Annotated in this window: 20 protein-coding genes; 13 read left to right on the top strand and 7 right to left on the bottom strand. The window is 72.3% G+C overall.

The features are described from left to right. From ACFZDC_RS35795 to ACFZDC_RS35780, 4 genes are all read left to right on the top strand, one after another. Nucleotides 1-360: alpha-glucosidase C-terminal domain-containing protein (locus ACFZDC_RS35795; RefSeq protein WP_391330446.1), on the top strand; the 360-nt coding region annotated here is incomplete at its 5' end. A gap of 30 nt (nucleotides 361-390) precedes the next feature. After that, nucleotides 391-1,755, top strand: coding sequence for a maltokinase (locus tag ACFZDC_RS35790; RefSeq protein WP_391330444.1), 1,365 nt, complete (start codon nucleotides 391-393; stop codon nucleotides 1,753-1,755). Nucleotides 1,756-1,759: 4 nt separating this feature from the next. Continuing rightward, nucleotides 1,760-3,967, top strand: a complete 2,208-nt coding sequence (glgB, locus tag ACFZDC_RS35785) for a 1,4-alpha-glucan branching enzyme (RefSeq protein ID WP_391330442.1) — start codon at nucleotides 1,760-1,762, stop codon at nucleotides 3,965-3,967. Between the two features lie 88 nt (nucleotides 3,968-4,055). Beyond that, nucleotides 4,056-5,144 (top strand): glutamate--cysteine ligase, encoded by a 1,089-nt coding sequence (locus ACFZDC_RS35780; RefSeq protein ID WP_391330440.1) that lies wholly within the window; start codon nucleotides 4,056-4,058, stop codon nucleotides 5,142-5,144. 10 nt (nucleotides 5,145-5,154) lie between these two features. Here ACFZDC_RS35780 and ACFZDC_RS35775 read toward each other — a convergent pair whose 3' ends face one another. Further along, the gene (locus ACFZDC_RS35775; protein WP_391330438.1) at nucleotides 5,155-5,382 is read right to left on the bottom strand and encodes a DUF6480 family protein; all 228 of its coding nucleotides are present in this window, start codon (nucleotides 5,380-5,382) and stop codon (nucleotides 5,155-5,157) included. A 152-nt stretch (nucleotides 5,383-5,534) separates the two neighbouring features. Here ACFZDC_RS35775 and ACFZDC_RS35770 point away from each other — a divergent pair, with 152 nt between their 5' ends. From ACFZDC_RS35770 to ACFZDC_RS35750, 5 genes are all read left to right on the top strand, one after another. Beyond that, nucleotides 5,535-7,439 (top strand): AMP-binding protein, encoded by a 1,905-nt coding sequence (locus ACFZDC_RS35770; protein WP_391330436.1) that lies wholly within the window; start codon nucleotides 5,535-5,537, stop codon nucleotides 7,437-7,439. A 197-nt stretch (nucleotides 7,440-7,636) separates the two neighbouring features. Beyond that, nucleotides 7,637-8,071: an ATP-binding protein gene (locus ACFZDC_RS35765; protein ID WP_391330434.1), complete on the top strand. Its 435-nt coding sequence runs from the start codon at nucleotides 7,637-7,639 to the stop codon at nucleotides 8,069-8,071. Nucleotides 8,072-8,295: 224 nt separating this feature from the next. After that, nucleotides 8,296-9,663, top strand: coding sequence for an FAD-dependent oxidoreductase (locus ACFZDC_RS35760; protein WP_391330432.1), 1,368 nt, complete (start codon nucleotides 8,296-8,298; stop codon nucleotides 9,661-9,663). Between the two features lie 94 nt (nucleotides 9,664-9,757). Next, nucleotides 9,758-9,967 carry a DUF4287 domain-containing protein gene (locus tag ACFZDC_RS35755; RefSeq protein WP_391330430.1) on the top strand — a complete coding sequence of 70 codons (210 nt, stop codon included), beginning with the start codon at nucleotides 9,758-9,760 and terminating at the stop codon, nucleotides 9,965-9,967. 96 nt (nucleotides 9,968-10,063) lie between these two features. Continuing rightward, on the top strand, nucleotides 10,064-12,280 hold the full coding sequence (locus ACFZDC_RS35750) for an FUSC family protein (RefSeq protein WP_391330429.1): 2,217 nt from the start codon (nucleotides 10,064-10,066) through the stop codon (nucleotides 12,278-12,280). Nucleotides 12,281-12,294: 14 nt separating this feature from the next. On the opposite strand, the gene ACFZDC_RS35745 is transcribed toward ACFZDC_RS35750, so the two are convergent. The 3 genes from ACFZDC_RS35745 to ACFZDC_RS35735 form a co-directional block, all read right to left on the bottom strand. Continuing rightward, nucleotides 12,295-13,131 (bottom strand): DUF1206 domain-containing protein, encoded by an 837-nt coding sequence (locus tag ACFZDC_RS35745; RefSeq protein WP_391330428.1) that lies wholly within the window; start codon nucleotides 13,129-13,131, stop codon nucleotides 12,295-12,297. Between the two features lie 211 nt (nucleotides 13,132-13,342). Continuing rightward, nucleotides 13,343-14,191 (bottom strand): SigB/SigF/SigG family RNA polymerase sigma factor, encoded by an 849-nt coding sequence (locus ACFZDC_RS35740; protein WP_391330426.1) that lies wholly within the window; start codon nucleotides 14,189-14,191, stop codon nucleotides 13,343-13,345. Nucleotides 14,192-14,425: 234 nt separating this feature from the next. Further along, nucleotides 14,426-14,860 (bottom strand): ATP-binding protein, encoded by a 435-nt coding sequence (locus tag ACFZDC_RS35735; RefSeq protein ID WP_391330424.1) that lies wholly within the window; start codon nucleotides 14,858-14,860, stop codon nucleotides 14,426-14,428. A gap of 124 nt (nucleotides 14,861-14,984) precedes the next feature. Between ACFZDC_RS35735 and ACFZDC_RS35730 the strand changes: the two genes are divergently transcribed. Together ACFZDC_RS35730 and ACFZDC_RS35725 are read left to right on the top strand one after the other, a co-directional pair. Next, the gene (locus tag ACFZDC_RS35730; protein WP_391330423.1) at nucleotides 14,985-15,227 is read left to right on the top strand and encodes a hypothetical protein; all 243 of its coding nucleotides are present in this window, start codon (nucleotides 14,985-14,987) and stop codon (nucleotides 15,225-15,227) included. 256 nt (nucleotides 15,228-15,483) lie between these two features. After that, on the top strand, nucleotides 15,484-15,942 hold the full coding sequence (locus tag ACFZDC_RS35725) for a cyclic nucleotide-binding domain-containing protein (protein ID WP_391330421.1): 459 nt from the start codon (nucleotides 15,484-15,486) through the stop codon (nucleotides 15,940-15,942). Nucleotides 15,943-15,995: 53 nt separating this feature from the next. On the opposite strand, the gene ACFZDC_RS35720 is transcribed toward ACFZDC_RS35725, so the two are convergent. Next, nucleotides 15,996-17,303 (bottom strand): MFS transporter, encoded by a 1,308-nt coding sequence (locus ACFZDC_RS35720; RefSeq protein WP_391330420.1) that lies wholly within the window; start codon nucleotides 17,301-17,303, stop codon nucleotides 15,996-15,998. Nucleotides 17,304-17,818: 515 nt separating this feature from the next. Next, nucleotides 17,819-18,571, bottom strand: coding sequence for a TetR/AcrR family transcriptional regulator C-terminal domain-containing protein (locus tag ACFZDC_RS35715; RefSeq protein WP_391330418.1), 753 nt, complete (start codon nucleotides 18,569-18,571; stop codon nucleotides 17,819-17,821). 135 nt (nucleotides 18,572-18,706) lie between these two features. Here ACFZDC_RS35715 and ACFZDC_RS35710 point away from each other — a divergent pair, with 135 nt between their 5' ends. Then, complete coding sequence (locus ACFZDC_RS35710; RefSeq protein ID WP_391330416.1) at nucleotides 18,707-19,927, top strand: saccharopine dehydrogenase C-terminal domain-containing protein; 1,221 nt, start codon at nucleotides 18,707-18,709, stop codon at nucleotides 19,925-19,927. Nucleotides 19,928-20,050: 123 nt separating this feature from the next. After that, nucleotides 20,051-20,302, top strand: a complete 252-nt coding sequence (locus ACFZDC_RS35705) for a WhiB family transcriptional regulator (protein WP_391330415.1) — start codon at nucleotides 20,051-20,053, stop codon at nucleotides 20,300-20,302. Nucleotides 20,303-20,317: 15 nt separating this feature from the next. On the opposite strand, the gene ACFZDC_RS35700 is transcribed toward ACFZDC_RS35705, so the two are convergent. After that, nucleotides 20,318-20,767: a DUF6098 family protein gene (locus ACFZDC_RS35700; RefSeq protein ID WP_391330413.1), complete on the bottom strand. Its 450-nt coding sequence runs from the start codon at nucleotides 20,765-20,767 to the stop codon at nucleotides 20,318-20,320. Nucleotides 20,768-20,822 lie beyond the last annotated feature (55 nt).

The following is a 20,822-nucleotide window of genomic DNA, read 5'->3' as shown; positions in this document are numbered from 1 at the left end:
TCCATGGCCTCGCCGTCGTCGCTGCTGCACTGGACCCGCCGCATGATCGAGATCCGCAAGCAGAATCCCGCCTTCGGACTGGGGTCCTACACCGAACTCCTGTCGTCCAATCCGGCGGTCCTGGCCTTCCTGCGCGAGTACGGCGACGACCTGGTGCTGTGCGTCAACAACTTCTCCCGGTTCGCACAGCCCACCGAACTCGATCTGCGGACCTACGACGGACGGCACCCCGTCGAGCTGATCGGCGGTGTGCGCTTCCCCGCCATCGGTGAACTGCCCTACCTGCTGACCCTCGCGGGCCACGGCTTCTACTGGTTCCGGCTCACCCGAGTCGCATCCCGCATCGGCCGCCGCCGCTGACGCACGGCGCCGAGGAAAGGACGCGTCACCATGCCGAAGACCATCACGGTCCGACCGAGAACCGCGGCCGGTGTCGACCGGCCGCTGGCCTCACTGGGCGGGCTGCTGCGTGACTGGCTGCCCAAACAGCGCTGGTTCGCGGGCAAGGACCGGCCCGTCGCGGACCTGTCGGTGTTGTTCGTGACCGAGCTGTTCCCGGGGTGTCTGCACCTGCTGGTCCACGCCTCGCACGCGCCGGTGCCCACCCCCGGCGGCACGCCCCCGCCCGGCGACTGCTACCAGCTGCTGCTCGGTGTGCGCGAGCACCTCGCCCCGCGGCTGGAGCGGGCGTTCATCGGCCGTGCCGAGCAGGGCCCGCTGGCCGGTCTCGCGGTGTACGACGCCCTGGACGACCCGCGCTCGGCCCATCTGCTCCTGGAGCGGCTGCGGCAGCCCGGCGCGACGGGTCCGCTGCGCTTCGAGGCGGCCCCGGGCGTCGAGCTGCCCGGCGGGCTCCCACCGCGGCTGCTGGACGCCGAGCAGTCCAACTCGTCGATCGTCTACGGCGACGCGTACATCCTGAAGGTCTTCCGCCGCATCCAGCCGGGCGTCAACCCCGACCTGGAGGTGCCGGGCGCGCTGGCCGCGCAGGGGTGCGCTCGGGTGCCGGCGCCGGTCGCCTGGTTCAGCACGACCGCTCCGCGCCCGGCCACACTGGGCGTGCTGCAGCCGTTCCTGCCCGATGCCACCGACGGCTGGACGCTGGCGCTGCGGGCGCTCGGCACCGGCGACGACTTCACCGCCGAGGCCCGGGAGCTGGGGCGGGCCATGGCGGAGATCCATCTCGCGCTGGCCGAGGCCTTTCCGCCGGCCGGACCGGGCGAGAACGGGCGTACGGCGGATGCCATGTGCGCGCGGCTGGACGCCGCCGCGCACGCCGTGCCCGCGCTGCGGCCCTTCGTTCCCGGTCTGCGGGCCGCGTTCGGTGCGCTGACCACGTGCGACACCGGGCCGCCCGCCCAGCGCATCCACGGCGACCTGCACCTCGGGCAGGTACTGCGGGCCGGGCGCGACTGGTTCGTGATCGACTTCGAGGGCGAGCCGTCCCGGCCGCTCGCCGAGCGGCGGGCCGCGCAGTCCCCGGTGCGGGACGTGGCCGGGATGCTGCGCTCCTTCGACTACGCGGCGCGCCAGCGCCGCCCCTGGCGGCCCGAGTGGGCGCGCCGCTGCAGGGAAGCGTTCTGCGCGGGCTACGCGGCCCGCGCCGGGTGGGATCCACGCAAGAAGCACGCGCTGCTGCGCGCGCACGAGACGGACAGGGCGGTGTACGAGGTGCTGTACGAAGCGAGACACCGGCCCGACTGGCTGCCGGTTCCGATGGCCGCGATCGAGCGACTCGCCGTGTGGGGAGGCTGACGTCATGGCTCTGCGCGACACTTCGAGTCCTGAGTCCGCCGGCCCGGTCCAGCCCGTGACCCCTCCGCTCGATCCCGCCGACCGCGACCGTCTGCTCGGTGGCGCACACCACGATCCGCACGCCCTGCTGGGCGCCCACCCGGTCCCGGGCGGAACGCTGTTGCGTGCGCTGCGCCCGAACGCCCGCACGGTGAGCGTCGTGGTCGACGGCGTGCGCAACGAGCTGGTGTCGGAGGGCGGCGGGCTCTTCGCCGCCGTGCTGCCGTACGACGGGATCCCGTCGTACACGCTGCTGGTGGCCTACGACGGCGGTGAGCAGGAGGTGGAGGATCCGTACCGCTTCCTGCCCGCCCTCGGGGAGCTGGACCTGCATCTGATCCGCGAGGGCCGGCACGAGCAGCTGTGGCAGGCGCTCGGCGCCGAGCCCATGACGCACCAGGGAGTGCCGGGCACCCGCTTCACGGTGTGGGCGCCGAACGCCCAAGGAGTGCGGGTCGCGGGCGACTTCACGTACTGGGACGGCACGCAGTACCCGATGCGGTCGCTCGGCGCGTCCGGTGTGTGGGAGCTGTTCCTGCCGGGCATCGGCGAGGGCGCCCGGTACAAGTTCGAGATCACCTCTCGCTACGGCCACCGCTTCCTCAAGGCCGACCCGATGGCGCGGCGCACGGAGGTGCCGCCGGACACGGCGTCGATCGTGACGGCCTCGCACTACGCGTGGGGCGACGCGGAGTGGATGGCGCATCGCGGTGACACGCCCGTGCACGAGGCGCCGTTCTCGGTGTACGAGGTGCATCTGCCGTCGTGGCGGCCGGGGTTGACCTACCGTCAGCTGGCCGACGAACTGCCCGCTTATGTCAAGGAGATGGGCTTCACGCACGTCGAGCTGATGCCGGTCGCCGGGCACCCGTTCAGCGGCTCCTGGGGCTACCAGGTCACCTCGTACTACGCGCCGACGCCCCGCCTGGGCCCGCCGGACGACTTCAAGCACCTGGTGGACGCGCTGCACCGGGCCGGCATCGGCGTGATCATGGACTGGGTGCCGGCGCACTTCCCGAAGGACGACTGGGCGCTGGCCCGGTTCGACGGGGACCCGCTGTACGAGCCCGGGGACTGGCGGCGGGCCGAGCATCCGGACTGGGGCACGTACGAGTTCGACTTCGGGCGGACCGAGGTGCGCAACTTCCTCGTCGCGAACGCCGTGTACTGGTGCGAGGAGTTCCACATCGACGGGCTGCGCGTGGACGCCGTCGCCTCCATGCTCTACCTCGACTACTCGCGTGACTCCGGTCAGTGGGAACCGAACATCTTCGGCGGGCGGGAGGATCTGGACGCGGTCGCCTTCCTGCAGGAGATGAACGCCACCGTCTACCGGCGCTGCCCGGGGGTGGTGACCATCGCCGAGGAGTCCACCGCGTGGGACGGGGTGACCCGGCCGACGGACAGCGGGGGGCTCGGGTTCGGGCTGAAGTGGAACATGGGCTGGATGCACGACTCGCTGGAGTACATCCAGAAGGAGCCGGTGCACCGCAAGTACCACCACCACGAGATGACCTTCTCGATGGTGTACGCCTGCAGCGAGAACTATGTACTGCCCATCTCCCACGACGAGGTCGTGCACGGCAAGCAGGCCCTGGTGTCGAAGATGCCGGGCGACTGGTGGCAGCGGCGCGCCAACCACCGGGCCTACCTCGGCTTCATGTGGGCGCATCCGGGCAAGCAGCTGCTGTTCATGGGGCAGGAGTTCGCGCAGGGCGGCGAGTGGTCCGCCGAGCACGGGCCCGAGTGGTGGCTGCTCGACCCCGGCTACGTGGCGGCGGGTGACCACCGGGGCGTACAGGATCTGGTGCGGGATCTGAACACGCTGTACCGGGCCACCCCGGCGCTGTGGCAGCGGGACACCGATCCCGGCGGCTTCCGGTGGGTGCTGTGCGACGCTGCGGAGGACAACGTCTTCGCGTTCCTGCGCCAGGACGCCGACGGCAACCCGCTGCTGGCGGTGTCGAACCTCTCCCCCGTCGTCCGTCACGACTACCGCCTCAGGGTGCCCGGCGAGATCCCCGGCTGGGCGGAGGCGATCAACACCGACGACGTCCGCTACGGCGGCAGCGGCGTCGGCGTCGGTGCTCCGGGGGCGATCAAGCCCGAGGACGGGTTCCTCCGGCTCACGCTGCCACCGCTCGCCACGGTGTGGCTGTCGCCGGTGCGCTGAGCCCAGGTGTCGACGGCCGTCCGAGGGGCATCCGGGGTCGTACAGACCCCGAATACCCCTCGTGGCAGGAACAGAAGGGCGGCACCCCGTGCGCACCGTCGGAGTGGAGGAGGAACTCCTTCTGGTCGATCCGGACAGCGGCGACCCGAAGGCGCTGGCGGCGGCCGTGCTCGCCCGCGCCGCCCGGGACGATCCCGAGCAGGACGTCTTCGAGAAGGAGCTGTTCGGGCAGATGCTGGAGTTCGCCACGCATCCGCAGTCGGACATGATGAGCCTCGGCGACGAGATCGTGCGCTGCCGCAAGGAGGCGTCCCGGCACGCCGGGCAGATCGGCTGCGCGGTCGCCGCGCTGGCCACCTCCCCGCTGCCGGTCAGCCCGTCCCTCACCGTGAACGAGCGGTACAAGTGGCTCGCCGACCGGTACGGGATCGGCACCCGCGACCAGCTGGTCTGCGGATGTCATGTGCATGTGTCGGTGGAGTCCGACGAGGAGGGCGTCGCGGTCCTCGACCGGCTGCGCCCGTGGCTCCCGGTGCTCAACGCGATCAGCGCCAACTCGCCGTTCTGGCAGGGCCGTGACACCGGCTACGCCAGCTACCGGACCCGGGTGTGGGGGCGCTGGCCGTCGGCCGGCCCCACCGAGCTCTTCGGGTCCGGCGAGCGGTACCACCGGCGGATCGCGGACATGGTGGCGACCGGCGTCATCCTGGACGAGGCGATGGCCTACTTCGACGCACGCCTGTCCGCCCACTATCCGACGGTGGAGCTGAGGGTGGCGGACGTATGCCTGTCCGCGGACACCGCCGTGCTCATCGCCACGCTGGCCCGCGCCCTGGTGGAGACCGCCGCGCGCGACTGGCGGGCGGGCAGGCCACCGCTCGACCACAGCATCAGCCTGCTGCGGCTGGCCGCCTGGCAGGCCGCCCGGTCGGGCCTGGAGGGAGATCTGCTCGACCCCGCGACCATGCGGCCCCGGCCGGCCCCGGACGTCCTGCGGTCGCTGCTGGAGCACGCCGGGGACGCCCTCGCCGAGAGCGGCGACGCGGAGCGCGCTGACGAGGCCGTGGCGGATCTGTTGCGGCGGGGCAACGGCGCCGTCGAGCAGCGGCGGCTGCTGGAGCGGACCGGCAGTCTGCGGGACGTCGTCACCGAGTGTGTACGCCGCACCCAGGGGTGAGCCCCCTCGCTCAGAGGATCAGGACGAGGGCGTACACCAGGAAGAAGGCCGCGACCAGGACGACGAGGACGAGAATCAGCGTCAGCGGCGCCTTGGCCCAGCCCTTGGGCGGATTGGGCCGGGGCCCGGCCTCGGGCATGCTGCTCTCGGCGGGCGGGGTCTCGCCGGGCGGGACTCCTCCTCCGGGCTCCAGCCCCGGGGTCCGCTCGGGTTCGGGATCGGGGTTCACGTAACTCATGTCCGCCGAGTCCCCCGGACACGCGCACATCATCAGCCGATCACGACTTACCTGTTCCGGGCACCGAAACCGCTTCCCTGGGCTACATTCGAGCACCGCCGGCAACAGAGTCGACCGGCGCAGTCACCCTCCGTACACCCCGGGAGCAGCGCATGCGCGACGTCGCCCTCGCTCCAGCAGCCGTGCCGCCGATGACCGGCGGGCTCGCCGACACCATCTTCGAGACCGCGGAGCGCAACCCCACGCTGTCCGTCCTCGCCCGCCGTGCGGACGCGGCGTCCCGCGTGTGGGAGGAGGTGACGGCGGTCGAGCTGCGGGACGAGGTGGTCGACCTGGCCAAGGGGCTGATCGCCTCGGGGATCTCCCCGGGCCACCGGGTCGCCCTGATGGCCCGGACCCGGTACGAGTGGACGGTGTTCGCGCACGCGCTGTGGACCGTCGGCGCGGAGGTCGTGCCGATCCATCCCACGTCCTCGCGGGACCAGGTGGAGTGGATCCTGCGGGACGCGGGCTGCGTGGCCGTCGTGGTGGAGGACGAGCAGGGCATCATGACCGTCGGCACGGTGTGCGCCGGGCTGCCGCGGCTGAAGCACGTCTGGCAGCTGGACGCGGCCGCGCTGCCCCACCTGGCCGAGCAGGGTGCGTTCGTCCCGCTGACCACGGTGGAGTCGTTGCGCCGTATCGTGCTGCCGGACTCGACGGCGGCCGTCGCCTACACGTCGGGCACCTCCGGCCGCCCGCTGGGTTGCGCGCTCAGCCACCGCGGCCTGGCCCACCCGTGCGACATCCTGCTCGCCGGCTGGGGACACACCGCGGCGCCCCCGGGCGAACAGCCGTCCGTGCTGGCCTTCCTGCCCTTCTCCCATGTGTACGGAATCATGATCCAGCTGATGTGCCTGCGCGGCGGGATCCTGATGGCGCACGAGCCGGAGATGACCGCGGAGGCCCTCGCCTCGGCGCTGCGCACGTTCCGGCCGACGTACCTGTACGGCGTGCCGTCGGTGTTCGAGAAGCTGTACAAGACCTTCCTGCGAACGGCCCAGCAGGCCGGCCGGGGCGCGCTGTTCGAGCGGGCGGCGCAGACCGCGCGGGACTTCGCCGAGGCGGAGGAGCGCCGGCGACTGGGCCTCGGCCCCGGTCCGGGGTTCGAGCTGCGGCTGCAACACGCCCTGCACGAGCGGACGGTGTACCGCAGGCTGCGGGCCGCGCTCGGCGGTCGCGTCGTACGGGGCACCTCGGGCGGTTCGTCGCTCAGCCGGGAACTGTCCCTGTTCTACGAGGGCATCGGGCTGTACATCCACGACGGTTACGGGCTGACGGAGACCTCCGGCGGGATCACCATGCAGCCGCTGGGGCGGGAGAAGTCCGGGACGGTGGGCCGGCCGCTGCCGGGGGCCGACGTCCAGGTGGCCGACGACGGGGAGATCCTGGTGCGCGGCCCGTCCGTGTTCCAGGGCTACATCAGCGACGAGGCGCGGACGCGGGCCGCGCTGCGCGGCGGCTGGCTGGCCACCGGGGACATCGGCCGACTGGACTCCGAGGGCTATCTGACGATCACCGGACGCAAGAAGGACGTCATCGTCACCAGCAGCGGCAAGAGCGTGGCCCCGGCCCCGCTGGAGCAGCGGCTGCGCATGCATCCCCTGGTGCACCAGGCGTTGGTCGTCGGTGACGACCGGCCCTGCGTGGGGGCCCTGATCACCCTGGATCCCGACTTCCTCGCCCACTGGCGGGCCGGCCTGGCCCTGCAGGGCGAGTCACCGGGCCGGGAGGCCCGCGAGGAGAACGCGCTCCGGGAGGAGATCGCGCGGGCCGTCGCCTCGGCCAACAGTGCGGTGTCCCGCGCGGAGTCCATCCGGGTCTACCGTGTCCTCCAAGAACCGTTCGCCCCGGACAACGGGCTGCTGACGCCGTCCATGAAGCTGCGCCGGGACGCCATAGCGCGCCACTATGCCGCCGAGATCGACGCGATGTACGAGACCCGGGCCCGGACGGTGCGCCGACCGGGACCCGAGGAACCGGCCGACTGGGACGAGTCGGACGACGTCTTCCGTTAGGAGGTGCACGTATGGGAGGTGCACGTACGACCGCCGGGGGGAGACCGGGCGGCGCCATACGAACCCCGGGCCCCACGGACGGATAACCCTGGCCGCCTTTGGGAACCCGCAGCTTTGCAGTGATCCACGAACGACGACCGCCCTGGTCGGAAGGGGCCCCCGGCCCCGACCGGACCGGCAGGGCCGGGGAATGCGAGATGGTGACGGAGCCGCGTTGGGAGGACACACCCCCCTCGGAGGAGAGGAACGAGCGTTCGTTCTCCTTCGCGGGTGAGCTGCGCAACGTCACGGGCGCGCGGCTCGCCGCGGAGGAGTACCTGTGCGACCTGGCGCAGGAGGCGCCGCCCGGCGTCCCCGAGTACTGGGACGACATCCTGCTGGTGGTCACGGAACTGGCCGCCAACGCGATCCAGTACGCCCCAGGACCCTTCGACCTGCGGATGCGCAGGACCTTCGACGGGGTGCACGTGACCATGCACGACACCAGCACGACCCGGCCCGAGCCCAGGCCGTTCCACCCGAGTGCGGGGGGCGGCGGCATCGGCTGGCACCTCGTGCACACGCTGTGCAGTCAGGTGAGCGTCGTCGTGGACGACCACGGCAAGGACATCCACGTGTTCCTGCCGTGGTGACCGGGCGCCGCGTGCGGGGCGAGCTGGAGTACGACGTGTAGGTGTGCGAGATCCGGTTACTCCCGCCTCTGCAGGGGCATGCTGGTGCCCACGCGTTCGTCTGCCTGCCGCACCCGGCTGGCGGAACGGCTGGTGCCGCGGTGGGATCGATGTGGCCGCAACGATCCAGGGCATACGAACGGCGTCGAGTCGGACCGCCTGGAGCCGCAGAAAGGGATGACACCGTGACACGACCCAGGATCCTGGTGGTTGGCGCAGGCTTCGCCGGAGTCGAGTGCGTCCGCCGCCTTGAGCGGAAGCTCGCCCCCGACGAGGCCGACGTCACGCTGGTGACGCCGTTCGCCTATCAGCTCTACCTCCCGCTGCTGCCCCAGGTCGCCTCCGGCGTGCTGACGCCGCAGTCGATCGCCATCTCGCTGCGCCGCAGCAAGAAGTACCGCACCCGGATCATCCCGGGCGGTGCGATCGGCGTGGACCTGAAGTCCAAGGTCTGCGTCATCCGCTCGATCACCGACAAGATCGTGGACGAGCGGTACGACTACATCGTGCTGGCACCGGGCAGCGTGACCCGCACCTTCGACATCCCGGGGCTCACCGAACACGCCTTCGGGATGAAGACCCTCGCCGAGGCCGCCTACATCCGCGACCACGTCATCGCGCAGCTCGACCTCGCGGACGCCAGCGACGACCCGGCCGAGCGGGCCGCCCGGCTGCAGTTCGTGGTGGTCGGCGGCGGCTACGCGGGCACCGAGACCGCGGCCTGTCTGCAACGGCTCACGCACGCGGCCGTCCAGCGCTATCCGCGTCTGGACCCGAAGCTGATCCGGTGGCACCTCATCGACATCGCGCCCAAGCTCATGCCGGAACTCGGAGACAAGCTCGGCCGCACCGCGCAGGAGATCCTCAAGCGGCGCGGCATCGATGTCTCGCTGGGCGTGTCGATCGACAAGGCGGGCGCCGAGGAGGTCACCTTCACCGACGGCCGGGTGGTGCCCACCCACACGCTGATCTGGACGGCCGGAGTGGTCGCGAGCCCGCTGATCGCCACGCTCGGCGCGGAGACGGTCCGCGGCAGGCTCGCGGTCACCACCGAGATGACCCTGCCGGGCCACGACGGTGTCTTCGCGCTCGGCGACTCGGCCGCCGTGCCCGACCGGGCCAAGGGCGAGCAGGGCGCGATCTGCCCGCCCACCGCCCAGCACGCCATGCGCCAGGGCCGGAAGGTGGCCGACAACGTCATCGCGACCCTGCGCAACCAGCCGCTCCAGCCGTACGTGCACAAGGACTTGGGCCTCGTCGTCGACCTCGGCGGCAAGGACGCCGTGTCCAAGCCCCTGGGCATCGAGCTGAGGGGTGTGGCCGCCCAGGCGGCGGCCCGCGGCTATCACTGGGCGGCGCTGCGCACCAACGTCGCCAAGACCCGCGTCATGACCAACTGGCTGCTCAACGCGGTCGCCGGCGACGACTTCGTGCGCACCGGCTTCCAGACCCGCAAGGCCGCCCGGCTGAAGGACTTCGAGTACACCGATTCGTACCTGACCCCGGAACAGGTCCGGGCGCGGCTGGAGGGTCCGGTGGCCGAGAGTCCCTGATGTGACCGGCATCCCCCGGAGACCGCCGATCATTCTCTACGGATCGGCGGTCTTCACCGGTGACCAGGAAACGTCACACGGAGCGGACACCGGCATGACCGACAGGACCGTGAAGGGCCCCGCGAGCTACTTCCCCTCGACCGAGAAGAGGTACGGCCGCCGGGTGGCCGAGTGGCTGGAACTGATCCGTTCCTCGCCGCTGACGAAGCACATGGAGCTGGTCGGCCGGCTGAAGGCCGAACACGGCCTCGGCCACGGGCATGCGAACGCCCTGGTGGCGCACACCCTGGCCGGAGGCAAGTAGTCCGGGACCTCGTGCGATGCTGGGTCCGAGATCGAGTTCCGGCACGGGAGAGAGCACGGCGGCGTGAGGGAAGCGGTTCGGTCATGGTGGGCGCGGATGTGGGACCGGCTCGCAGCGTTCGACCCCGGGTTGCTCAGACTGACCGCGGGGCTGCGCACGGTGACCGCCATCGCCCTCACCCTCACCGTGCTGGGTCTGCTGCGGGTCCCGGTGCAGCACTTGGTCGCCGGCGCCATCGCGTCGATGGCCGCGACCTTCGCCATCCGGGAGAAGCAGCGCTCCCAGCAGGCCGTCACCCTCGTGCTGGGCCTGCCCGTGGCGCTCGCCTCGGTGTCCTTGAGCGCGCTGCTGAACCAGCGGGTCGTGGTGGGCGACGTGTTCTTCGTCGTCCTCATCTTCTGCGCCGTCTACAGCCGCCGCTTCGGCGACCGCGGCACGGCACTCGGCCTGATCGGCTTCCAGGTCTACTTCCTCTCCCTGTTCGTGAACGCGACCACGTCCGGGCTGCCCGCCCTGTACGGCGTGATCGGCGTGGCGTTCCTGTGCAGCGCCGCCGCCCGCTTCGTCCTGCTGCCGCAGACCCCGGCAGGCACCCTCGACCGGCTGCGCCGGGCCTTCCGGGCCCGGCTGGGACAGCTGATCGCCACCCAGATCGAGCTGCTGGACGCCGGTCCCGACGAGGTCGAGAAGGTCTTGGAGGACCTGCGCACCGGCACCGCGCGGCTGCACGAGACGGCGCTGCTGATCCAAGGCCGGCTGGAGGACGGCACCTCCGACGAGGCGACGGCCCGGTTGCTGCAGCGCCGTATCGCGGACGCCGAGATCGCCGCCGAGCGGCTCGGTCTGCTGCTGCTCACCGCGCGCAGCGCCGAGCGGACCGACACCCTCACCCTGCACCTGCCCGGCGCTGTCCTCCCCTCCGGCGGTGAACTGCCGGTGCGGGAGGAGGCGACGGCGGTCCTGCGCCGGGACCTGGAGGCGCTGCGCCTGCTGGTGCTGCGGCCGGTCGGCGAGGCCTCGGGGACCGCCCCGGCGCACCTGCGCAACCGGCTGCTCGGCTACCGCGAGGAGGAGAACCTGCCCACCGCCTCCCCGGCCGTGCAGGACGTCTTCCGGGGTCTCGGCGAAGCGGCGCGGGCCGTGCTCGGGCTGCGGATCGCCATGGACGGGCCGCAGGACGAGTCCGACGACACCCCGGCGACGATCCGCTCCCGTGCGGAACTGGACGCCGAGGACGCCGCCATCGAGAGCAGCGAGGAGGACGAGCCCACGGAGCCGGAGCCGACCGGACTGAAGCGGCCCACCACGCGGGCCGCCGTACAGGTGGCCGTCGGCTCGACCCTCGCCATCGCGGGCGGTGAACTGCTGTCCAGTCAGCGCTGGTACTGGGCGGTGCTGACCTGCTGGATCGTGTTCATCAACACCGCGTCCACCGGCGAGATCCTGGTCAAGAGCTACCGGCGGCTGGTCGGCACGGTCCTCGGCGTGGTGGCCGGCATCGCGCTCGCCGGGCTGGTCGGACACCACATCTGGACGGCGTTCGCGCTGGTGCTGCTGTTCGTCTTCGCGATGTTCTACACGGCCCCGCTGTCCTACACGCTGATGTCGTTCTTCGTCACGGCGATGCTCGGGCTGCTGTACACCCTGCTGAACACCTACAGCGCGTCGGTGCTGCTGCTGCGCGTGGAGGAGACGGCGCTGGGCGCGGCCTGCGGGGTGATCGCGGCGGCGGTGGTGCTGCCGGTCCACACCGGCCGACGCACCAACGACCTCCTGGCCGCCGTCCTCGACAAGCTGGCGGACGTCACCCGGGCAGCCGTGGACCAGCTGAGCGGCGGGGCGCCGGCCGATCTTGTGGACAAGGCGCGCGACCTGGACCAGGCGCTGGCCGATCTGCGCGCCGCCACTCAGCCGCTGACCCACCCGATCACGCCGCTGCGCTCCCGCCGGGACACCGCCCGGTACGTGGTGGCGCTGCTGGAGACGTGCGCGTACCACGGGCGTTCGCTGGCGGCCACGGCCGAGTTGCTGCCCACGCACCCGTCGATCGCCGCTGACCCCCGGCTGCGCACCGCCTGTGGCCGGATCGTGCACAACATCGAGGCGATCGCCGCGCACGTCCAGGATCCACGGTCCACGGAAACCGTCGAGTCCGGCCCCAGCATCGCGTCACTGCTGGAGCCGGGCACCCTGCGCACCCCGCGCTACGGCCGCGTGACCGACCGGGTGCTACGGCATCTGCAGCGCCTGGACGAGGCGGTGTCGGGCCTGGCCCGGCCGCTCGGCATGGCACCGGAGCCGTCGAGGAAGTGACGGCGTCCCCTGGCTCACACCCGGCGCCAGCGGGCCAGGGCGAAGGCGAACAGGCCGAACAGCATGAGTCCTGCCGCCACCGCCACCAGCAGCCCCGGCCCGGCGGACGTGGCCGCGAAGGAGCGCAGGGTGTCGTCCATTCCCTTGGCCCGGTCGGGCCGGAAGTCGACGGCCGCGCGGATCGCGAAGGCTCCCGCGGCGACGAACAGCAGCGCACGGGCGAGTCCGCCGCCGACGCCGGCCACGTCGACCAGCTTCCGGGCGCGCGGGGACATCTCGCCGAGCTTCAGTTCCTTTCGGTAGGCGCGCCGGAGGGCCTGCGCGCCGAGCCACACGCCGGTCACCACGATCCCGGCACCGGCCGCGCCCACCAGCCACTGTCCGGCGGGCAGTTGCATGAGCCGGGCGGTGACATCCCGGGACTGGGCGTCGCTGGACCGGCCCCCGCCGCCGGCACCGGCCGCGAAGGCGAGCACGGACCAGGCGAGGACCGCGTAGAAGACGCAACGCGCCGCGGACAGCAGGCGCTTGCGCACACTGTGGCCGTCCGGCTCGGTCGCGCCGAACAGGGCCTCAGACAGCCGCCAGACCGCCATGCCGACGAGACCGATGCCCAGCGCCCACAGCAGGACCGACCCGTAGGGCCGGTCCGCGAGTTCCGCGAGGGCGCCGCTGCGGTCGGCCTGCCGCCCCCGGTCACTGAAGGCGATCCGCAGGGCGAGCAGCCCGACCACCAGGTAGATGAACCCCCAGGCGAGCAGGCCGGCCCGGGCGGCCCAGCGGGTCGGTGTGACCGTGCCCTCGGGGCGTCCCCCCAGTCCGCCTCGCCCCACCCCTGCATCGGTGCCCACGGCAGCCGTCACTCCGTTCCTGGGGCGGCCGACACGGCGGGGGCCGTTTCGCCGGTGGGTCTGATCCCGCGCGTGCCCACGGGCACGCGGACCGGGCGGGCAAGGCCCCTGTGGAGCGAGACGCTCGCCGCCGGGGCGGCGAGCGTCTCGCTCCGCCGCGGAGCGGCGGGAGGTGGTGTCGGCATCCGGGGCTCCTGGTCCGGGGGGACTGTCACATGGGGGTGCGGCCGCCCGGCCGCTGCCCCAGCACCTCGTCGCGGACGCGGGCGCAGCTGCGGCTGATGAGCCGTGAGACGTGCATCTGGGAGATGCCGAGCTGGTCGGCGATGCGGCTTTGCGTCATGTCCTCGAAGAAGCGCATGTAGAGGATGGCCCGCTCGCGCTCGGGCAGTCGGCGCAGGCCCTCCTTGGCCGCCTCGCGGTCGACGACGACGTCGAAGGAGGTGTCCGCCGCACCGAGCGTGTCGGCCAGGCTGTAGCCGTCGTCGTCGGAGGACAGCTCGGCGTCCAGCGAGAGGGTGCTGAAGCTCTCCAGCGCCTCCATTCCCGCGGCGACCTCCTCCTCGGTCAGGCCGGTGTGGGCGGCGATGTCGGCCGCGGTGGGTTCGGGGGTGCCCGGGTTCTGGGTGAGTTCCCGGCGGGCCACCCGCACCCGGTTGCGCAGCTCCTGCACCCGGCGGGGCACCCGCAGCGCCCACATCCGGTCGCGGAAGTGCCGCTTCACCTCGCCGGTGATGGTGGGGACGGCGTAGCTCTCGAAGGCCCCGCGCGAGGGGTCGAACCGGTCGACGGCCTTGACCAGCCCGAGCGCGGCCACCTGGCGCAGGTCCTCCACGGATTCCCCGCGGTCGCGGAAGCGGCCGGCGATACGGTGGGCCATGGGCAGCCACGCGGTCACCAGCTCGTCGCGCACGGCGTCCCGCTCCGGCCCCTCCTGCAGGTGCGCCAGTCGGGTGAACAGGGCCGTGGTGTCGGGGGCATCGTCATGTGTCCGCCGCACGGACGCGGCGGAAGCAGTGTCGGGCGTGCCGGGACGGCTTGTCGACATGTCGGTCAGCATGCGGAATCGCTCCTGAACGGTGATTTCAGGGCACGAACGGAACCCGGGTTCCGGGTCCTGGCCCGAACGGTGGTGTCAGGGTTCGCCGCGGGAGATACCCCGGGCCCGCCGGAAGGGGGCCCGCGGCAGTCGTACCGTCCCCGCTGGGCGCGCGCCTCCGGTCCGAAGCACGAAACTCCGTCTGCCCGTCCGCCCGGGTGACAAACGCCGCCGGTCGGAACTTCGGGCTCCGGCTCACCGCAGTGGTACGACGGCCGTGATGCGCTTGCCGCCGCAGGGCAGACCGGCCACCCTGACGTCTCGCGCCAGCCGGCACACGATGGGCCAGCCGCGGCCGCCGAGCCGGGAGCGGCCCCGCTCGTCCACCGGGGCGTTGACCACCGGGATCTCGTCGCTGCGGTCACTGACCGACACGCTCACGCCGCCGCGGTCGACGTCGACGTCGAAGCCGGTGATCCCGCCTCCGTGGAGGATGGCGTTGGTGGTGAGTTCCGAGGTGACCAGCAGGGCGTCCTCCAGGGCCGTGTCGTCGCACGGGATGGCGCAGGCGCCGCAGCGTTCGGCCACCACTTGCCGAACGGTTCTGCGGGCGTCGGCCGGTCGGCACGGCAGTGACCGGCACGGCTCCCGCAGGCCTGCCGAGAAGTTGGTCCGGTGCGTCTCGCGCATCCCTTCCCTCCCTGAGTGGTGCCGGGTTTGCCGGGTCTCTCCCCTTCGGCTGACCTCTCCCGGCGCCTTCAAACACAGTCGGTACCGCTGTCATCACCGCGCGCTGGGCGGGTACCCGGGGCGCATGACCGATGTCGTGGACGCGGACGAATTGTTGCGGCGCATCCGGAGGGGCAAGGACCGTGCGGCCGAGGAGGAACGGGCCTGGCAGGAGCGGGCGTTGAGTCTGACGGCGACCGATCCGGACGGGGCGCGCGAGGCGTCCGTGCGGGCGCAGGCCTACGAGGCGGTACTGCGGGTGCTGGAGGAGATCGTGGACCCGGGCGGATCGCCCGCGACACGCTCGGGGGTGAAACAGGTCACGTGACCCGCACCCGATGGGGTGAATTCCCACTGGATGGTTTATCGTTCATCAATAAGTGGTGACGGAGTCGACCGCAACGGTCCTCCCTCGCCACCACATACGGCCCTGGCTGGTCTCCCCCGTCCAGCCAGGGCTTTTTACTGTCTTCGGGCGCATCGCCGGCTCGATCCCCCTCCCACGAGGTGCCCCGGACGGCGGCACCGGCTGAAATGGGCTTGGGGAAACCACCCGAACCGCTGCCGGCGAGGAGTCCCGCGCCATGACCAAAGCGATAAAACTGCTGACCGCCCTGCCTCAGGCACAACGCGAGCGGCTGATGGAGCTGGCCAAGGAGGTGTCCTTCCCGGAGGACACCCGGATCTTCGAGACGGGCGGCACCGCCGACCGGTTCTGGGTGATCCGGTCGGGGGCGGTCCACCTGGACCAGCAGGTCACCTCCCGGCAGCGGGTCACCGTGGCCACGCTGGGCGCGGGCGACATGCTCGGCTGGTCCTGGCTGTTCCCGCCGTACCAGTGGGACTTCGGCGCGGTGGCCTTCAGCAACGTACGGGCCTACGAGTTCGACGGGCCGTCGGTGCTCGCGCTGTGCGTGGAGGATCCGCTCCTCGGGCTGTCGCTGGTGCGCACGGTCGCCGAGATCCTCGCCCACCGCCTGGAGACGACCCGCGGCAAACTGATGGACCAGTACGCGATCCGCCGGCGCAGCGGCCCGCTGTAGGGGGTGTCTTCCGCAGGCACGCCGGCTTGACGCGGAAGACACCCCCTGAGCCGTCAGATCCGATAGCGGCGCAGGGCCGGGACCGCGGCGGCCAGCGCCAGCATCACCGCGACGACCAGCGCGCCGCCGCCCGCCACGGCGGCCCGGGGGCCGAACGCCGAGCCGGCCGTGCCGTGCAGCACGTCGGCCAGGCGCGGCCCGCCCGCGACGACCACGGTGAACACCCCCTGCATCCGGCCGCGCATCTCGTCGGTCGCGGCGGAGAGCAGGATCGCCCCGCGGAACACCATGGAGATCATGTCGGCGACACCGGCGGCGGCGAGGAAGGCCACGGCCAGCCACAGGCCGCCGCTCAGCCCGAACCCGGCGATGGCCACGCCCCAGCCGACGACCGCCCCGATGACCATCCAGCCGTGCCGCCGCGCCCGTGAGAAGACACCGGAGAGCAGGCCGCCCAGGACGGCGCCGACCGGGATCCCGGCGTAGAGCACGCCGAGCGCCAGCCCTTCACCCCAGGAGGCGTACGTCTGCGCGGCCAGCTGCGGGAACAGGGCGCGGGGCATGCCGAACACCATGGCCACGATGTCGGCGAGGAAGGACAGCAGCAGCACCTTGTGCCCGGCGATGTAGCGGAACCCGGCCGCTATCTCGCGCAGCCCGGCCCGACGGGCCGGCCCCTCGCCGAGCGGGGGCAGCGCGGGCAGCCGGAACACCGCCCAGACGGTGACGCACAGGGCGAGCGCGTCGATCAGATACAGCTCGGGCAGCCCGATGACCGGGATCAGCACACCGGCCAGCAGCGGCCCCGCGACGAGGCCGGTCTGCATCACGGTCGAGCCCAGCGCGTTGGCCGCGGGCAGTTCCTCGGCGGGGACGAGGCGGGCGACGGAGGCGCTGCGGGCCGGGGAGTTGAGGCCGAAGAACGCCTGCTGCACGGCGAGCAGGACCATGAGCACGACGACGGAGTCGAGGCCGGTGACGGCCTGCGCCCAGAACAGCACCGAGGTCAGGGCGATACCGCTGTTGGTGACCAGCAGCAGCTTGCGCCGGTCCACCGTGTCGGCGATCGCCCCGCCCCACAGTGCGAACACCACCATGGGCACCAGACCCGCGAGGCTGGCGTAGCCGACCCAGGCCGAGGAGTGGGTGATGTCGTAGATCTGCTTGGGTACGGCGACGGCGGTCAGCTGGCTGCCGACGGCCGTGACGATGGTCGACGACCACAGACGCCGGTAGGCCGGGAGGCGCAGGGGCCGGGTGTCCATCGCCCAGCGGCGCCAGCCGCGCCGGGGCGCGGTCTGCGCCGGGGCGGCCGGGAGGCCGGTTTCGGGTTCGGTGCTGCTGCTCTCGCTCGTGTCCACGGGGTTCCTGGTCGCTCGACAGAGGTTGCTCGATACATCTTTCGATTCGAGCCTCACTATGGCAGGAAGTCCCGTGGCTGCCGAACCGGTTCACATGCGGTACGGCCACGACCGGAGCCGGGCATCGCCGCACGGCCCGCACGGCGGCAGCGGAGTCCCTGCGCGGCCGGGCCGCACATACCGGGCGGGCACATACCGGGCCGAACAGCACCCGGCCCCTGCCCCGACGCGGCACCCCTTCCCCTCGGCCGGGCACCGGGGGTCCGGCGGGCCCGCAGCACGCCACGCACCATCGCCGGCACGCACCACATACCGGGCCGAACAGCACCCCGACCTCCTGCCCCGACCGTGCGCCCGCCACCGGCCCTCGCAGCCGGCCCACGCACCACAGCCCCGCAGCGACCTGCCCCCACCCGCACCCGGACGCGACGCCGACCCCCACCGCACCCGGACGCGACGCCGGCCGCGACCGCCGGCGGCCCCTCGCGCCGGAGCCCGGGCGACACGCGGGGTCGTCAGGCCCGATCGGTCGGCGGTTCGCGGTCGTCGTGGCCGGCACAGCGCTTGTTTTCCGCCCCGAGGCGCCCCTGCGCGCTGTCCAGCAGCATCTCGAGCGCCGCCGGATAGGCGCTGGTCACCATCCGCCGGGCCAGCAGCGGGGCCGCCTCGGCGATGCGTGGGTGGGTGGTGCGCGGCAGGCGGGCGTAGGTCGAGTGCCACTTGTCCTCGTCTGCCCGCTGGGAGGCGCTCGGCAGGGCCAGGGACGCGGAGTCCAGGGCGGCGAAGGCCAGCGTCTGGTCGATGAAGGCGTGGTAGACGCCGACGGTCTCCTGCAGGGAGAACCCGGCCGTGCGCAGGACGTCCAGGACCGCCTCGTCGGCGGCCAGTTCATGGGCCCGGCCGGTGACCCGGTTCGCGGTCAGCAGCGCCGCCTGCGGGTGCGCGACGTACGCGGCGTGGATGCGCAGCCCGATCGCCCGCAGGTCGGCCCGCCACTGCCCCGTCGGCCTCCAGCCCGCCAGCGCCTGCCCGATGAGCGCGTCCCCGATGGCCAGGGTCAGGTCGTCCATGCCGCGGAAGTACCGGTACAGGGTGCTGGGATCGCAGTCCAGGGTGAGGCCCAGACGGCGCGCGGTGAGCCCGGTACTGCCGTGCTCGCGCAGCAGGCGCAGCGCGGTCTCGACGATCAGCGGCTCGGACAGCACGGTGCCGCTCCGGGTCGGACGGCGCCGGCGGCGCTTCTCCTCGGGCACCACGGGCTTGGGCACGGCGGCTCCTCACGGTCCTCCTGCGTCCTTATGCCAACGGCATTGACCTTACGTCATGCCCGGACGTTGGATTCGGGCCAAGGCGCGCCTGCCCCGTTCTCGTTTCCGTACCGTGTCAGGCAGGGAGTTTCCGTCATGCGTGTACTGCTCGTGGGAGCCGGCGGTGTGGGCACCGCCATCACCCGGATCGCGGCCCGGCGCCCGTTCCTCGATCTGATGGTGGTCGCCGACTACGACCCCGCCCGGGCCGAGGCGGCGGTCGCGGCCCTCGGCGACGCCGGTGCCCGGTTCCGCGCCGAGCGCGTGGACGCGGCCGACGAGGCCGGTGTGGCCGACCTGCTCGCCCGCCACGGCTGCGACGTCCTGCTCAACGCCACCGACCCGCGGTTCGTCATGCCCCTGTTCCGCGCGGCCCGGGCGGCCGGCGCCACCTATGTCGACATGGCGATGTCCCTGTCCCGGCCGCACCCCGAGCGGCCGTACGAGGAGTGCGGGGTCAAGCTGGGCGACGAGCAGTTCGCGCTTGCCGCCGAGTGGGAGAAGGCCGGCGCGCTCGCCCTGGTCGGCATGGGTGTAGAGCCCGGACTGTCGGACGTGTTCGCCCGGTACGCGGCCGACGAACTCTTCGACACCGTCGAGGAGATCGGCATCCGCGACGGTGCGAACCTCACCGTCGACGGCTACGACTTCGCGCCCTCCTTCAGCATCTGGACCACGATCGAGGAGTGCCTGAACCCGCCGGTCGTGTACGAGGCCGGGCGCGGCTGGTTCACCACCGCGCCGTTCAGCGAGCCCGAGGTCTTCGACTTCCCCGAGGGGATCGGGCCGGTGGAGTGCGTGCACGTCGAGCACGAGGAGGTGCTGCTGGTGCCGCGCTGGGTCGGCGCGCGGCGCGTCACCTTCAAGTACGGCCTGGGCCGGGAGTTCATCGAGACGCTGAAGACCCTGCACCGGCTGGGACTTGACCGCACCGCGCCGGTGACCGTGCCCGGCCCGGAGGGACCTGTGGCGGTCTCACCGCGGGACGTGGTCGCGGCGTGTCTGCCCGATCCGGCGACGCTGGGCGAGCGGATGCACGGCAAGACGTGCGCGGGCACCTGGGTGCGTGGCACGAAGGACGGGGCGCCGCGCGAGGTGTACCTGTATCACGTGGTCGACAACCAGTGGTCCATGGCGGAGTACGGGTGCCAGGCGGTGGTGTGGCAGACGGCGGTCAATCCGGTCGTCGCCCTCGAACTCCTCGCCACCGGGGCCTGGTCGGGCACGGGCGTCCTCGGTCCCGAGGCCTTCCCCGCGCGGCCGTTCCTCGACCTGTTGACGGCGTACGACTCCCCGTGGGGCCTGCGCGAGCAGTGACGGGTCGCGGCCGTCGCCGTCCGATCCCTGTCGGATCCGCTGTTTCATGCCGCCGCGACCGGTCACCCGAGACCGAAGCACGCATTGACAGGGTACGCACGACTTCGACCGCAGGAGACTTCGATGGAGAACTGGCGCGACCATGCCGCGTGCCGTCGCGAGGACCCCGATCTGTTCTTCCCGATCGGCACCACCGGGCCCGCGCAGGTGCAGGCCCAGCAGGCGAAGGCCGTCTGCGGGCACTGTCCCGTCCGTGAACAGTGCCTCGACTGGGCGCTGGAGACGGGTCAGAGCATCGGCGTCTGGGGCGGTACGACGGAGATGGAGCGGCGCGCGCTGCGGCGCCGCGCACGTTCCCGGCCACGCTCGGGCTGACGGCGGACGGGGGCCTCAGCGGCCAAAACGGCGCAGCGGCCCCCACTCCCGCTCCTGCCGGGCCACCTCGGCCCTGGCCTCGTCGATCACCTCGTCGGCGATCCAGCACATCGGTTCCACGTCCACGACGAGCGGCTCGTTGTCGGGGCCCCGGCCCGTCTCCCGGCCCTTGAGGGTCCAGGGGCGCACCCCGGGGCCCTTCTCGTGCGGCAGGTGGGCGTAGTCGTACAGCCGGCGCGCCACCCACAGTTCCACCGACCGGCCCTGCCACCACTCCTCGACGTCGAGAGGGTTGGCGGACAGCCCCGGCATCGGTACGCCGGTGAGGTCGTCGGTGCTCGACACCTTGCCCATGTCCGGCTCGGGCCCCAGCGACCAGCGGACGTACAGGCCCCGGTGCCGCTGCACGAGTGCGGCCAGTTCGGCGAGCTTCGACACGACCGGCAGGTCCTCGGGTGCGCTCATGGCACTACCTCCCTCGGCTGGTACGTCGCGCGCACCGGAGTACCCGCACCGCGCT

It is taken from the genome of Streptomyces sp. NPDC007905 (genome assembly GCF_042959345.1).
Taxonomy (GTDB): Bacteria; Actinomycetota; Actinomycetes; order Streptomycetales; family Streptomycetaceae; genus Streptomyces.
Note: the sequence above shows the minus strand (reverse complement) of the source record. Positions and strands in the feature narration are given on the sequence as shown.

Coding starts and splice junctions, on each gene's coding strand:
- ACFZDC_RS35730 (WP_391330423.1), top strand. CDS start 14,985: ATGACCGATGTCGTGGACGCGGACGAATTGTTGCGGCGCATCCGGAGG.
- ACFZDC_RS35775 (WP_391330438.1), bottom strand. CDS start 5,382: ATGAGTTACGTGAACCCCGATCCCGAACCCGAGCGGACCCCGGGGCTG.
- ACFZDC_RS35765 (WP_391330434.1), top strand. CDS start 7,637: ATGGTGACGGAGCCGCGTTGGGAGGACACACCCCCCTCGGAGGAGAGG.
- ACFZDC_RS35750 (WP_391330429.1), top strand. CDS start 10,064: ATGTGGGACCGGCTCGCAGCGTTCGACCCCGGGTTGCTCAGACTGACC.
- ACFZDC_RS35755 (WP_391330430.1), top strand. CDS start 9,758: ATGACCGACAGGACCGTGAAGGGCCCCGCGAGCTACTTCCCCTCGACC.
- ACFZDC_RS35705 (WP_391330415.1), top strand. CDS start 20,051: ATGGAGAACTGGCGCGACCATGCCGCGTGCCGTCGCGAGGACCCCGAT.
- ACFZDC_RS35790 (WP_391330444.1), top strand. CDS start 391: ATGCCGAAGACCATCACGGTCCGACCGAGAACCGCGGCCGGTGTCGAC.
- ACFZDC_RS35725 (WP_391330421.1), top strand. CDS start 15,484: ATGACCAAAGCGATAAAACTGCTGACCGCCCTGCCTCAGGCACAACGC.
- ACFZDC_RS35700 (WP_391330413.1), bottom strand. CDS start 20,767: ATGAGCGCACCCGAGGACCTGCCGGTCGTGTCGAAGCTCGCCGAACTG.
- glgB (WP_391330442.1), top strand. CDS start 1,760: ATGGCTCTGCGCGACACTTCGAGTCCTGAGTCCGCCGGCCCGGTCCAG.
- ACFZDC_RS35740 (WP_391330426.1), bottom strand. CDS start 14,191: ATGCTGACCGACATGTCGACAAGCCGTCCCGGCACGCCCGACACTGCT.
- ACFZDC_RS35770 (WP_391330436.1), top strand. CDS start 5,535: ATGCGCGACGTCGCCCTCGCTCCAGCAGCCGTGCCGCCGATGACCGGC.
- ACFZDC_RS35735 (WP_391330424.1), bottom strand. CDS start 14,860: ATGCGCGAGACGCACCGGACCAACTTCTCGGCAGGCCTGCGGGAGCCG.
- ACFZDC_RS35710 (WP_391330416.1), top strand. CDS start 18,707: ATGCGTGTACTGCTCGTGGGAGCCGGCGGTGTGGGCACCGCCATCACC.